Below are 12,196 nucleotides of genomic sequence, written 5' to 3'. Positions count from 1 at the left end.
TCTTCTTGACAAATTGGCATACAGGCTTTATACTTTTTTGATGACCACCGGGCATATACCGGAATTCGTTTCCTTCTTTAGGAGGACGTGTATGCAAATTAGAGGTCGTGTTAAGTGGTTCAGCAACGCTAAGGGATATGGATTCATCGAAACTCCGGAGGGTAAGGACATTTTCGTCCACTACTCCGCCATTCAGCAAGAGGGCTACAAAACGCTCTCGGAAGGGCAGGAGGTCACTTTCGAGATCGTTGAGGGCGCAAAAGGGCCGCAGGCCGCAAACGTCATCGCCATCACTCCCACAAACTAAGCCCCTACGCCTTCGCTGCCCGAAATAGCCCCTGCTCTGGCCGAAACCCAATATCAGGATAGATAGCGAACTTCTCTAGGAACTTCTCTCTAGGGTGGTTCGTAAGTGCTATCCGAAGCAGATCGTTGCGAGGGGTCTAGTCCTGCCTCTCTCGCAACGATTTTGTATCCCAATCTACTTTAGACGGAGGTTCATGACCTCTTAACGGTTAGGAGTCAACTCTATGAGTCACGCTCGCCCCCTTACCGCCTCCGAGTTCGAGGCGGAAGTCATCAACTCTAATGTACCGGTTGTAATAGATTTCTGGGCAGAATGGTGCAATCCATGCCGGCTCATCGCCCCCCACGTGGAAGCGCTTGCCCAGGAATATGCGGGCAAAGCCAAAGTCTTTAAGGTGAACGTAGACGAGGAAAGAGAGATCGCCGAAAAGTACAACATTCTCCAAATCCCAACGCTTCTCTTTTTCAAAAACGGGAAGGTTGTGGATCAGTGGATCGGCACCACCTCGAAAGACACCCTCGCCCGCAAGCTAGAAGCGCTGTTATAACGCTTCCCACACGGTGAAAGACCGCCGATGGTCGAAACCTCTCGATCATCGGCGGTCGAATGAAAAGTGGCCTATTTGCCCGTGTTCGTCGTCCCGGCTGCCGCCTGTGCCTTTTGCAACTCCTTCAAGAGAGGCACGATGCGGTCGTAGTCAAGTAATGCGGTGGCAACCCACAAGTTGAACCACTGTGCGTCTGTGCCCTGCTGTTTGTTGAATCCAGGAATAGTATGAGCTAGCTTGACGGCCGTTCTTATTTGATCGTCGGTCAACAGAGGTCGAACGCTATTGGAAACCGCGGCAATATTCTTGTTGTTGATCACATCGCGCTCCTTTAACACGGCGTTTAACGCATCATCAAACTTCTGCTGTAGATCATCTGGTGGCTGCTTGCCGAGAAGCGCTGCCTGATGCGCCGCCTCAATCTTAGGCACCAGATCGGCAAAATACTTGGCTGCCACGGCCTTCATCTGTTTATCGTAGTCTTTGATGGTCTCCTCAAGAATGGCCTCGATTTTGGTAAGCTGCGCGTCGGTTAAATGAAGCGGGGTGATCAGTTGCAAACAAGCGATCTCCTGCATCTGGCGCATCAACGCATCTGCCTCCACCGTGCTGCCCTGCGCATGCTGCCCCCTTGCATCCGCCCTAGCCCATGGGCACCCTCCTAACAGGGCGAAACCACATAGCCAACACAATCCTAACAATAACCGCCCTATTCGGGTAGAATAAGAACGCATTTTTCCCTCCTTACAAATAAGACGTAATGCCCACGGCACGGTTACAGCCTTGCCTAATATAAGAGTGTAGCGCATCAAGCACGAAAAAAGATGACAGCCAAACAACAACTCCTTCAGCGCCTGAAAGGGGGCCTCATCGTCTCTTGCCAAGCCGATCCATCCACTCCCCTCGGCCATCCCCAGGTGCTTGCCGCCCTCGCGGCGGCAGCGGAGCAAGGCGGGGCCGTGGGCATACGGGCAAACGGGCCGGCCAACATCGCCGCCATTTCCGAACACGTCTCCGTGCCGATTATTGCCATTTACAAGCAAACACACCCCGATTTCGAGGTCTATATTACCCCCACACCGCAAGCGGCGCAGGAGGTCTTCTCGTGCTGTACCCCCTCACCAGCCATTATCGCCTTCGATGCCACCTCCCGCCCACGCCCCCATGGCCATACTTGGCAGGAGATTCTCCACTTCATTCAGAACGAGTTGGGCGCTCTGGCAATGGCCGACATTTCCACCTTTGAGGAGGGGCTGGCGGCAGCAGAGGCCGGCGCCGATCTCGTCGCCACGACCCTTAGTGGCTATACGGCTTCCACCGCATATAAGCGAGAACAGGGCGGCCCCGACCTGGAGCTTGTCGCTCAACTTGCCAAAGAGGTTTCATGCCCCATTATCTGCGAAGGACGTATCCGCTCTCCACAGGAGGCCTATGAGGCGCTCTGTGCCGGCGCCTGGGCCGTTGTTGTAGGCACGGCGATTACGGCCATCGATCGCGTCACCGCCAACTATGTGGCCGCCATGAAAGCCTGTGCCCGGTGATGTTTATTCTGTGTCCGCTCGTAATTTGCATGGGAGAATAAGATGGCGCAAAGTCTACTAGCTTTCTTGAAGTCGCAATCGAGAGAGGCGTATCAAAGCTTCTTGAGGGAGATAGAGGCCATTACCCCGCAGGAGGCCCTCTACCACAAGCATCCCCATTGGCCGGGACAGACCTGGGGCATTGGCCAAGATGGCTCCATCGCGGGCATCGTCTATCATGTGGCCGCTTGGAAACAGGCTTCGCTGCCCCTGCTGCGTGGAGAGGAGGCCGTCTCTCCGATGGAACATCCGGAAATCCTACCACCGCCATCCATCTCCTGGCCCGAAATCTGTAGCTGGTATCGAGAGGTAGGCGCCGCATGGTGTGACCAACTGGAGCAACTGCAGGAATCCGACATCGAACGCAACTGCTTTTTCTTCGATGAGAACCCTCTTCCGTTGTCTAGAGTTATCTCGGAGATCATGCTGCACGATGTTCAACACGCATCCCAAATAGAGTATCTTCGCCAACACCTTCGTGCGGAAAAAGTTACATCCTAATGCGTAAAAGAACAAAGAGGCTTTGTAGGCCTATTTAACCCTGAATGAGGTCGTTATGAAACGTATTCTCACGAACAACATTACCTTAGTACTCTCTGCCTTCGGCATTCTTCTAGCGGGCTATCTAACGCTCACCCATTTCATGCCCTCGGCACCGCTGCCGTGCAGCATAAAGGGGGCAGGATGCACGGAGATTCTTCACGGCCCCTATTCCCATTTAGGGCCGATACCTACTGCAGCGTTTGGGTTGGGCATGTATCTGCTTGTTTTCGCGCTAGCCCTTCTTCGCAGAAAACTGCTGCCCACTGCGGAAGCCATGCCGGCCTCTCTTCCCGAACCGGCCATGGCCCCGGTAGGCGCCGCTACGGAAACAGCGTCGGCTCTATCGCAAGTCCGAACAGTTTCCCTCCCCACCGTCCCCGACTGGAAAACCGCCCTAAGCCCCGGCGATCTCTCGCGTCTGCTTTTCTATGATCGCCTCATCTGGATACTGACTACCTTGGGCTTTTGCATCTCCTGGTGGCTTCAATATATCGCGATCTTCGTTCAACATTCCTTCTGCCCTTACTGCTTTACCTCTGCCCTCACCGTAACCGTTCTGGCCGGCATCGCCTGGTACGACTATGTGCAACAAGGCCGTCCACTAAACAGCGAACAGAAAATGTTGGCGCTGGTGCTGGGCTTCATTTTGGTGCTTTTGGGCTTCATCTACGTCCCAGGTATCGTAGCCATGTTGGGCAGCATCTATACCGGCCCCGTTCAGCACTCGATCAACATGCGCTCCATTCTCGTTCGCCCCGGGGCGCACATCTACGGCAACCCAAAAGCAAAATATACCTTGGTGGAGTTCGCCGATTATAACTGCCCGCACTGCGCCGAGGCGGCCCAGGCGTTGCCCGGCCTGCTGAAATCCCATCCCGATATCTGCCTCGTCTTTCGCAACTTTCCGCTTGGCCTAGACACCGTTCTCCATTTCACCTATTCTGGCCTGGCAGCCCAAGCGGCGGAGGCCGCAGCCCTGCAAGGAAAGTTCTGGCAGTACCATGACCTACTCTTTAAAAACCAGGCCGTTATGCAGGCGCCGGGCTTCTCCCCAAGCCAGTTCGCCGATTTTGCCAGAAGCCTCGGCATGGATGTCCAAAAGTTTACTGCCGATATGAACAGCCCCGCCATCATCCAACGGGTGCGCCAGGATTACGCAGATGGCCTTCAGGCTCGAGTTAACTCCACACCAACCTTCTTCCTCATCACACCCGACCATATCTACTCGTTTATAGGAATTGACGAATTTGAAAAACTTCTCAAAGAGCCAAATAACGAGGTGTGGAAGTGAAACCCTTTTTCGCCATCCTGGCCACGATAATCCTTCTACTTGTTGGAAGTCTGGCAGCAACGGCCGCCGATGTGGTCTATGTCTCCGGCCAAGTTACCGATGCCGACGGGCGGCCTCTCTCCAACGCGCTTGTGGCCGTGTTTAACGACCGAAATCAGGTGGTGGACTACGCGCATACCGACGATAACGGCAACTACCTCCTCGCTCTTCCGGTAAGCGCTCTCCACCTTCCCCAACATCATAGCCAAACGTTTTTGGCGCAAGTGTTTGATACCGCCGGTCATCTTGTTGGAGGGCTTTTCGACTTTATCGCAAACCCATTGCGTGCCGGTGTGCACGCCGCCGCAGCCGGTGTGGCCGCGGCTACCCCCAACCCCCTCACGAAAGGCGGCATTGCGGTTGGCGCCGGCGTGGTGGATGAAACCCTCTTCGCTCTCTCTACAGACAAACAGACGCTCGCCCAACAACAACCGAAGCGAAAGCAACCTGGTGTCCTGATGCTGAAGGTCATTGCACCCGGGCACAAAGACCTTGCCGGCCCCACAAGCATCTACTGGATGGAAGAGGATACCTTTCATGTGGCCGGCCGAACGCAGAAGGCGACCGTAGCCTGGGTCGATCCCGTGCAACTGGCCTCTTTGAACACTCAAGAGCCTTCTCGTGCCGACTCGAACTATCTCGTCTTCACGGAGGCTCGTCTCTCTCCAAGCCTAGCCGCCTACGGCCAAACGGTGCGCATCGAGGCCCTACTCCCCACTCCATCGGTGCCCAAAGTCGCCATTGTGGTTGTGGCACGCGATAACCGCAACGGTCTCATCTGGCAGCTCTACCCTAAAGGAGACGGTTGGTACGAGGGCGAGTTCAAGGTGGATAAACGGTTTCCTGTGAACGATCAAACGATCAGCATTCTTGCCTACGGCGCCGACGAGCAGCACCCCGGACGTCGCCCCGATGTGGAACACAACATCCTCCGAGCCGGGCTTTGGGACCCGCACAAGCCTTATCTTTATAACCCGCTTTTGGTGTGCAGTCGCAACCGAGCCGACTTAACCCTAACCGTGCTGCCACCGGCACAGCGCTAGCCCTTCAAGGCTATACCTCGACCAATTGCCCCGTCCGCGCCGACTCGTAGGCTGCCAAAATAATCTGCACGTTCCTGCGCCCCTCCTCCGGCGTCGCCCGTAAGGGAACGCCCTCTAAAAGCACATCTAGAAAGTGAGCCACCTCGGCATCAAAGCTCTCCTGCCAATGATGATTCTCGATAAGCACCTGAGGTTCGTTGTTGGCAGGGAACCACACCAACCCCCGTCTTGGCCAAAACGCTTCCAACGTGAGGCTGCCCTCGGTGCCGAAAACCGTCAGAAGAGGAGAGCCGCCGCGATTGCGCGTGGCATGCCCGGCAAAAAGCTGCCCAAGGTGCCCTCGTTGAAAACGAAAGTTCAGCACACCGGTGTCCTCGCTTTGAGGCCCCAGCTCCGGGCGATGCTGTGTGGTCATCGCTTGCACCTGCACGATCTCGCCACCGATGTGACGGAGGATGTCCACATGGTGTATCGCCGCATCCATCAGCTGGCCTCCGCCCGCCTCTTCCGGTCGCGCGCGCCAGCCGCGGTTCATAGCCTCCGGCTGCCAGTGTGCGTAGGTCTGCTGTAAACCGGTGATGGTGCCTATTCGTCCCTCACGCACGATCTCCGCCGCCCGATTCACTACCGGATCAAGCCGCATGTTTTCTCCGTGGAACAGCACCACGTTGGCCTCTTTAGCGGCGGCGATCATGCGATCGCAGTCCTCTAAGGTGTTAGCCAGAGGCTTTTCACATAAAATATGCTTGCCGGCCCTCGCGGCCGCAATAGCATATTCCGCATGAAGATGATGGGGCAGGCAAAGGTCTACCGCATCTATCGTGTCCTCTTCTAAAACCTCATTGTAGGAGGTGAAGATTCGGCTTTGGCTTGCCCGGCCTAGCCGCTGTTCATAAAGGAGTCGGGCATGCTCCGCCTTCTCTCTGTCGAGGTCGCAAAAGGCCACAAGGCTCGCGCGCTCCTGCTGTTTGGCGAAAGCAGTAATATGCTGGGGGGCAATGACCCCACAACCAACCAAGGCTACTCTAAGCATGTTCTATCCCTTGTTTTCTAATATCTGGCTCAGCGCAATTTCGTGCCAACAGAGTCTACCGCATCTTTTCCTGAAGCACGCCCTCGCCTCCCTGGGTTCCTCGTGCGACCTCCCAACGGCAAGTTAGGGGGCCGCTCCTACTATCGGTTTTCTCCGCCTTGTTAAGTGGTGGTTTGTCTCCTCAAAATGCGCCTGCTGCGCAAGGGCGGTTCGAGAACCGCCGGCTTTTATACCCTCTATTTTTTTCTCATCTCAATTTTGGTCTCCGGTAGCCCTGTAGAGGGCCTCGCTTCATCAGCATGGTTTGGACGTATATGCGATTTTTGTTTTTGAACATTTCACGATAATTTCACGCCTTTATGCTATGATATAGAAACGAAAATGAGACATATATTTATGATTAATGATATATGTTGAATTTTCTATAACTACAAGCTCGACATTCAATCACTCGGAATTTGGTTCGGCAAGATCAACAGATTGTTTACTTCTCGGTGGGCCACGATGCAAGCTCAAAAATATCGTTTACTAGGAGAGAAACAGTGCCGTTCCATTTGCATCCAACTGCACAAACCAAGACGTTGTGCTGTCTATCCGAAGCGGAGCGGATAGACTATCTTTGTCGCACCTACCGTGACAACATCTTTCGCATCTGCTGCCGGTTTCTCCACGACCCGGAAGAGGCTGAAGATGCCGCACAGGAGGTTCTTTTACTCGCCGCCAAGCATCTTTCCCAATACCGTGCCGAGTGTGCTCTCATGACATGGATTTGGCACATCGCCCGCAATCACTGCCTCAGTTACCTTCACACACGAAGTGCCCATGCCACCGACACGCTTGCGGCGGAGACACCTGCTGGCGAAAGCTCCATCAGCGAGAGCGAGTTCGACAGCATTCTCTTCTGCCGTCAGGTAGAGGCCATCGTTCTCTCTCACCTCAGCCCCTGCGACCGCCTTATCTACACATATCACTTCCACTACGAGATGAACTCCAAAGAAATAGCCTCTGCCCTTCCTGCAACGAGGCACCTCAGCGCTTCCGGTGTTCGCACTCGCCTCCGCCGTGTCATCCGTCCAACCATTCAACAGGTGCTAAGCGAAATGGAGTAAACCCAAAGCCTCTGCAACAGTTTCATGAGTTGATGATGTCTATCAGAATATTCCGTGCTTGTTTTCGTGCGGCGCCTAGGCATTTTACCACTTCGACGTATGCTGGAATCGTCTTAGTCAACCGCAACGTTCTGCACAAGGAGGCAGCTTATGCACCGATTTACTCACATGTCGCGCAGTCAGATGGCTTCTTTACACCGAAGGAAACGTCTGTGCTTGCTCGGTTTGCTCCTTTTGGTTCTTGTGGCCGTACTTTGGATCAGCCCTAAGTCGTGTCATGCGCAAGAAGACATGGGTGTTTTACACTCCTTCAGTGCCCTCTCCAACGGCACAAATGGCGACGGAGCCTTTCCTGTCGGCGGTCTCGTCCAAGCGAACAACGGACTTTTCTATGGAGTGGCCCCAAGTGGCGGCACGAATGGAACCGGTGTCGTCTTCGCCCTGTCCATCTCCGGGAGTTTTCTGACCCTCTATAACTTTAGCGCGCTGGATGGCAACGGGCACAACACCGATGGCGCTTACCCAAAAGCTACCCTCATTCAGGGCAAAAATGGTAACCTCTATGGCACGACAACCGCCGGAGGCACCAATGGCAATGGCACCGTCTTTCAGCTAACCTTATCCGGCAACCTAACTACGCTCCACAGCTTCGGTGCTCTTAGCAACGGCACCAATAGCGACGGGGCGCAGCCGAACGGACTTGTTCAGGCGAAAAACAGCGATCTTCTCGGCACGGCCCCATTAGGTGGTTCTAATGGGACTGGAACGATCTTCCAAATAAGGCCAAATGCTAACGGACAGTTTGTTGTGAACGGTTCCCCTGTAGGCACGTTCAACACTCTCTATAACTTCAGCGCTCTGAGCAGTGGCACCAATAGCGACGGCGCCATGCCCTTAGGAGCATTGCTCCAGGCTATAGATGGTTTCTTCTATGGAACGACCTATTTAGGCGGCCCTAACGGTACCGGAACCGTCTTCCAAGTTCAGCTCGATAACTCCGGCAACCTGAAGCAGTTCATGCTCCTTCACGCCTTCACCAGCCTTTCGAACAATAACACCAACAGCGACGGTGCCAACCCTGCCGCCTCTCTCCTGCAAGTCTGTGATGGCGACCTCTACGGCACAACGGTGAATGGAGGCAACGGTTCGGGAGTCCTCTTTCGCATCCAACCGGGTACCGGTGGGCAGTTCGTAGCAGGAAACAGCTTCATCGGCACCTACTCGGTAGCCTACAGCTTCAGCGCTCTCGATAACAGCGGCCACAATACCGACGGCGCCCACCCGAACACTGCCCTGATACAAGGCCTAGACTGCGGGGATATCTATGGCACGACTTCTGATGGTGGCCCCAATGGCACCGGCACCCTCTTTCGCCTGCCCCTGCCGGCCGGAATGCCTTTTACCGACCTACACAACTTCGGACCGTTGACCAATGGAACCAACACCGATGGAGCCAACCCCGGCCCACCCATTCAAACTCCCAATGGTGGTTTCATCGTGCCGGTTTCACATGGCGGCCCTAACGGAACTGGCGCGCTAGATACCGGAGGAGTCGGACCGCTTCTTCCTCCTCAAGGCAATCCCCTCCCGTTTCCGGCGCAGCCCCCAAAACCCATTCCTCCCCTCCACTTCCACGTACCACCCGGTTGGCCGGTACCGCCGGCCAACGATCTTCAAGTCAATTGGCGCCGTGGGCCCAACATCTTCCCCGTACAGGTGCAGGTTCAGGGCAACGATATCATCGTTCCGGTACCCGATGGCATCTTCAACGGAGGGCCTGGCTGCGTCAACTGCCAAATAAACAACATCCTCTTCAACGCCGGCCCGAACTTCAATTTTAATATCGGCTTTCCAAATCTGGTAGGACAACCCGAGGCACGAGGTGCCGCCGCATGTATTGTGGCAGGTCGCACCTTATTGGTAGATTTTCAAATTGCCAATATTGGTACCGCTCAAGCGAACGCTGTTACAATAACTAGCATTACTCTTCTAGATGCGACCGGCCGCCCAGTTTCTAACCCCAACCGCCCTGCGGGCGGCGCTTTGATAGGGAACATAGCCGCAGGAACTGTGGAAAGCACTATTCCACCAGGCCCAGGTCCTTTTGCTCTTACGCTACCAGGAGGACGGAATTGGAGGGGAAACTTGTGCGGCGACAGACGAGGTTCCTTCTTCCTAAGGGTAACGGGTACTTACACCAATCCTCTGTTCCCTGGCAAGACGCTTCCGTTCACTGTGCTGATTCCATATCCTTAAACGCTTCTGACCTGGAGCCTCGTTCGTCATGGGCAGGGCTTCTGGTTTCTCTTTACTTTAATCAACCGAGTCTACTTAAACAAGGAGAACTCTAGAAAATGAAATATACTCACTTCACTATAGCGGCCTGTACAATCATGTTAGGCCTTCTTTGGGCCCCCGCGACGGCGAAGGCTCAACTTTCCCTTACCCTCTTCAGCCCCGTTCAGAGCGGGGGAGGCAACACCTCCTACAGCTTTCAAGGGTTGGTGCAAAATACGGATATGAGCAACCCTATAGATGTCGTCGGTAGCTCACTCGATATCGTGATGGGCGATGCAACGGGAACCGACAACTTCTTTAACTTCTTCCCTACTACCCTCCAACCCTACGGCAACTTCGGCGATAGTGTGACGGGTGATCTCTTCGACGTCTTCGTAACCTCGAACAACACGCCCCCGGCCATCATTCGAGGCTCCTATACCCTCGATTACGTAGATAATGGCGCACCAGGAAGTGTATCTGCCGACTTTCGCATCAATGTGAATACGCCTGAAACCAACAGCGCCACCGGGCTTGCGCTATGTAGCCTGTTTGCCGGAGCCATTCTCACCATGAGACATCGAAAGTACAAATGTATCGCCCATCGCATCCTTGGGAACAAACGCGCCTAGCTAAATAGAAAACAGACTTTGACTCAAAGGCCCACCGGGCGCTCCCTTCTCCTTGTTCTTGAGCACAATGGGAGCGCCCTATCCCAAGACCCGTATCCGCAATGCAACATCCCGCACACAACGGCCGATCACTACCGGGCTTTCAACCCCGTTTGCTTTCAAAGCCTCCAACAGCGCATCTGCACTCTCCGGTGCCACCACAATAGCCAGGCCTCCGGAGGTTTGTGGGTCGAGCATCACGCTGAGACGGGTGGCCGCAACTCCTGCGGCCACTTCCAAATGTGCCCCTAAATAGGCGCGATTCTCGTGTTCGCCTCGGGTCACGTTGCCAGCCGCTGCCAAACGCTCGACCTCCGGCAGGAGAGGAAGCACCGAACTCTCTAACTCCATGCCCACGCGGCTCGCCTTCGCCATCTGGAACAGGTGTCCTAGCAACCCATAGCCCGTGATGTCGGTCGCCGCGTGAACCGGCAGCTCCGCACCTATTCCCAAACGGCGCATGGCCGCTGCCGCTCCCCTATTCAGCATGGCCATGCTCCGACAGGCCGCTTCAAGGACATCCGCGGGGCACTCGTCAAACTTGGCCGCCGTGGTGATGATTCCTGTGCCCAACGGCTTGGTTAGCACAATAACATCTCCAGGACGCGCCCCGGCATTTGTGGCGATATGTTCGGGATGTACCAGGCCTGTAACGGCCATGCCGAACTTCGGCTCGGCATCTTCCACGCTATGCCCGCCTAATAATGCCACTCCCGCCTCACGGGTCTTCTCTGCACCGGCCTCCAAAATGGCGCGCAGCTCCTCGGCAGGGCGCTCCCGAACGGGATAACATAGAATGTTGAGGGCCGTGATCGGCTCCCCGCCCATCGCATAGACATCCGAAAGGGAGTTGGCTGCGGCGATAGCTCCAAACCAACGTGGGTCGTCTACAATCGGCGTAAAAAAATCTACCGTCTGTACCAGCGCCGTCGTTTCGTTCAGCCGATAGACGCCGGCATCATCGGCCGTATCGAACCCGACCAGCAGCGCCTGAGAGACGGATGGAGGCAGGTCGCGCAGCACCTGCGCGATCTGGGCTGCCCCAATCTTGCTGGCTCAACCGGCGCAACGTACCAAATGCGTCAGTCGCGTCCGCTGATCAATCGGCTCGCTCACAACCTCACCCCCTTTCCTACGCTCTTGTGGCTCTACAATCATCTTACCATCGAAATCCCCAAAACGCAGAAAAGCCTCCGTGTTTGGCAACCGAAAGCGCTGAGACGCGCTTGAAACTAAACTACACAATCGAGTTCCAATTGTATATCCACTTTGCCGTGCAAAGGTCTGCGATTTGCGGCCATCGGCATGACACATAGCCTATATGAAAAGGCTAAATCATTGAAAATAAACAGCCTGTTAGCGCATAATAGTGTGAGAACATAGGAGGTTTGCAACTTGCACTCCTAAATCAGATAAGGGCAAGGAGAGAAAAATCCGGGCGAAATTGTTGTAACCATATAAATAAATAACAAATCAATGTCTACATACACTCACAGAACGCCTATGAAATACCGTCTAGCGCTACTATTAAGTATAGCCCTATTGGGAGGTCTCGTCTATTATAACGTAAGATACCGACATCACCGGCATTTTGTCTCCCATCCAACGAGGCTTTTTATACCATCTCCCCCTCCTCACACACCTTTCCTTGCGGCAGCTATCAACCTAGATACCCCTTCAACCAGAGAATGGTCGAATACTCCTCAATTAGAACATGTCATAACCCTATCTTTTCAACATACAACAGTTTCGAGGT

The 12,196-nt window shown here is 54.6% G+C and carries 13 protein-coding genes; 10 read left to right on the top strand and 3 right to left on the bottom strand.

Going from position 1 to position 12,196, the window contains the following annotated elements; translation table 11 throughout:
* The first annotated feature begins 91 nt into the window (after positions 1-91).
* Positions 92-307 (top strand): cold-shock protein, encoded by a 216-nt coding sequence (locus VKV18_RS05310; RefSeq protein WP_324203186.1) that lies wholly within the window; start codon positions 92-94, stop codon positions 305-307.
* Positions 308-530: 223 nt separating this feature from the next.
* Positions 531-854 carry a thioredoxin gene (trxA, locus tag VKV18_RS05305; protein WP_324203185.1) on the top strand — a complete coding sequence of 108 codons (324 nt, stop codon included), beginning with the start codon at positions 531-533 and terminating at the stop codon, positions 852-854.
* Between the two features lie 71 nt (positions 855-925).
* Here the strand turns inward: trxA and VKV18_RS05300 are convergent, their stop codons facing one another.
* Positions 926-1,588 carry a hypothetical protein gene (locus VKV18_RS05300; RefSeq protein ID WP_324203184.1) on the bottom strand — a complete coding sequence of 221 codons (663 nt, stop codon included), beginning with the start codon at positions 1,586-1,588 and terminating at the stop codon, positions 926-928.
* Between the two features lie 90 nt (positions 1,589-1,678).
* On the opposite strand from VKV18_RS05300, the gene VKV18_RS05295 reads away from it, so the two are divergent.
* From VKV18_RS05295 to VKV18_RS05280, 4 genes are read left to right on the top strand one after another with little or no spacing between them, the layout of a single operon-like run.
* The gene (locus tag VKV18_RS05295) at positions 1,679-2,395 is read left to right on the top strand and encodes an N-acetylmannosamine-6-phosphate 2-epimerase (protein ID WP_324203183.1); all 717 of its coding nucleotides are present in this window, start codon (positions 1,679-1,681) and stop codon (positions 2,393-2,395) included.
* 42 nt (positions 2,396-2,437) lie between these two features.
* A complete protein-coding gene (locus VKV18_RS05290; protein WP_324203182.1) occupies positions 2,438-2,935 on the top strand; it encodes a DinB family protein in 498 nt (165 codons plus the stop codon).
* Between the two features lie 55 nt (positions 2,936-2,990).
* The gene (locus VKV18_RS05285; RefSeq protein WP_324203181.1) at positions 2,991-4,268 is read left to right on the top strand and encodes a vitamin K epoxide reductase family protein; all 1,278 of its coding nucleotides are present in this window, start codon (positions 2,991-2,993) and stop codon (positions 4,266-4,268) included.
* Entirely contained in the window at positions 4,265-5,350 is a 1,086-nt protein-coding gene (locus tag VKV18_RS05280; RefSeq protein WP_324203180.1) for a carboxypeptidase-like regulatory domain-containing protein, read from the top strand. Before VKV18_RS05285 ends, VKV18_RS05280 begins: the two co-directional genes overlap by 4 nt.
* A gap of 10 nt (positions 5,351-5,360) precedes the next feature.
* On the opposite strand, the gene VKV18_RS05275 is transcribed toward VKV18_RS05280, so the two are convergent.
* A complete protein-coding gene (locus VKV18_RS05275) occupies positions 5,361-6,383 on the bottom strand; it encodes a Gfo/Idh/MocA family oxidoreductase (protein WP_324203179.1) in 1,023 nt (340 codons plus the stop codon).
* Between the two features lie 542 nt (positions 6,384-6,925).
* Here VKV18_RS05275 and VKV18_RS05270 point away from each other — a divergent pair.
* The 3 genes from VKV18_RS05270 to VKV18_RS05260 all read left to right on the top strand — a co-directional run bounded on the left by VKV18_RS05270 (position 6,926) and on the right by VKV18_RS05260 (position 10,401).
* On the top strand, positions 6,926-7,492 hold the full coding sequence (locus tag VKV18_RS05270) for a sigma-70 family RNA polymerase sigma factor (protein WP_324203178.1): 567 nt from the start codon (positions 6,926-6,928) through the stop codon (positions 7,490-7,492).
* A 150-nt stretch (positions 7,493-7,642) separates the two neighbouring features.
* A complete protein-coding gene (locus VKV18_RS05265; protein WP_324203177.1) occupies positions 7,643-9,748 on the top strand; it encodes a choice-of-anchor tandem repeat GloVer-containing protein in 2,106 nt (701 codons plus the stop codon).
* Between the two features lie 98 nt (positions 9,749-9,846).
* Entirely contained in the window at positions 9,847-10,401 is a 555-nt protein-coding gene (locus VKV18_RS05260; RefSeq protein ID WP_324203176.1) for a hypothetical protein, read from the top strand.
* A 78-nt stretch (positions 10,402-10,479) separates the two neighbouring features.
* On the opposite strand, the gene selD is transcribed toward VKV18_RS05260, so the two are convergent.
* Positions 10,480-11,556, bottom strand: coding sequence for a selenide, water dikinase SelD (gene selD, locus VKV18_RS05255; protein ID WP_324203175.1), 1,077 nt, complete (start codon positions 11,554-11,556; stop codon positions 10,480-10,482).
* Between selD and VKV18_RS05250 the strand changes: the two genes are divergently transcribed.
* On the top strand, positions 11,518-11,670 hold the full coding sequence (locus VKV18_RS05250; protein WP_324203187.1) for a hypothetical protein: 153 nt from the start codon (positions 11,518-11,520) through the stop codon (positions 11,668-11,670). The genes selD and VKV18_RS05250 overlap by 39 nt on opposite strands.
* Positions 11,671-12,196 lie beyond the last annotated feature (526 nt).

The organism is Chthonomonas sp. (assembly GCF_035294505.1).
GTDB lineage: Bacteria > Armatimonadota > Chthonomonadetes > Chthonomonadales > Chthonomonadaceae > Chthonomonas.
The sequence above is the reverse complement of the archived record's forward strand: the minus strand, read 5'-3'. Positions and strand labels throughout refer to the sequence as shown.

What these genes read in the sequence shown, in the direction of transcription:
- VKV18_RS05250 (WP_324203187.1), top strand. Translation starts at nt 11,518, where the DNA reads ATGCGTCAGTCGCGTCCGCTGATCAATCGGCTCGCTCACAACCTCACC.
- VKV18_RS05260 (WP_324203176.1), top strand. Translation starts at nt 9,847, where the DNA reads ATGAAATATACTCACTTCACTATAGCGGCCTGTACAATCATGTTAGGC.
- VKV18_RS05285 (WP_324203181.1), top strand. Translation starts at nt 2,991, where the DNA reads ATGAAACGTATTCTCACGAACAACATTACCTTAGTACTCTCTGCCTTC.
- VKV18_RS05310 (WP_324203186.1), top strand. Translation starts at nt 92, where the DNA reads ATGCAAATTAGAGGTCGTGTTAAGTGGTTCAGCAACGCTAAGGGATAT.
- VKV18_RS05290 (WP_324203182.1), top strand. Translation starts at nt 2,438, where the DNA reads ATGGCGCAAAGTCTACTAGCTTTCTTGAAGTCGCAATCGAGAGAGGCG.
- VKV18_RS05275 (WP_324203179.1), bottom strand. Translation starts at nt 6,383, where the DNA reads ATGCTTAGAGTAGCCTTGGTTGGTTGTGGGGTCATTGCCCCCCAGCAT.
- trxA (WP_324203185.1), top strand. Translation starts at nt 531, where the DNA reads ATGAGTCACGCTCGCCCCCTTACCGCCTCCGAGTTCGAGGCGGAAGTC.
- VKV18_RS05265 (WP_324203177.1), top strand. Translation starts at nt 7,643, where the DNA reads ATGCACCGATTTACTCACATGTCGCGCAGTCAGATGGCTTCTTTACAC.
- VKV18_RS05295 (WP_324203183.1), top strand. Translation starts at nt 1,679, where the DNA reads ATGACAGCCAAACAACAACTCCTTCAGCGCCTGAAAGGGGGCCTCATC.
- VKV18_RS05300 (WP_324203184.1), bottom strand. Translation starts at nt 1,588, where the DNA reads ATGCGTTCTTATTCTACCCGAATAGGGCGGTTATTGTTAGGATTGTGT.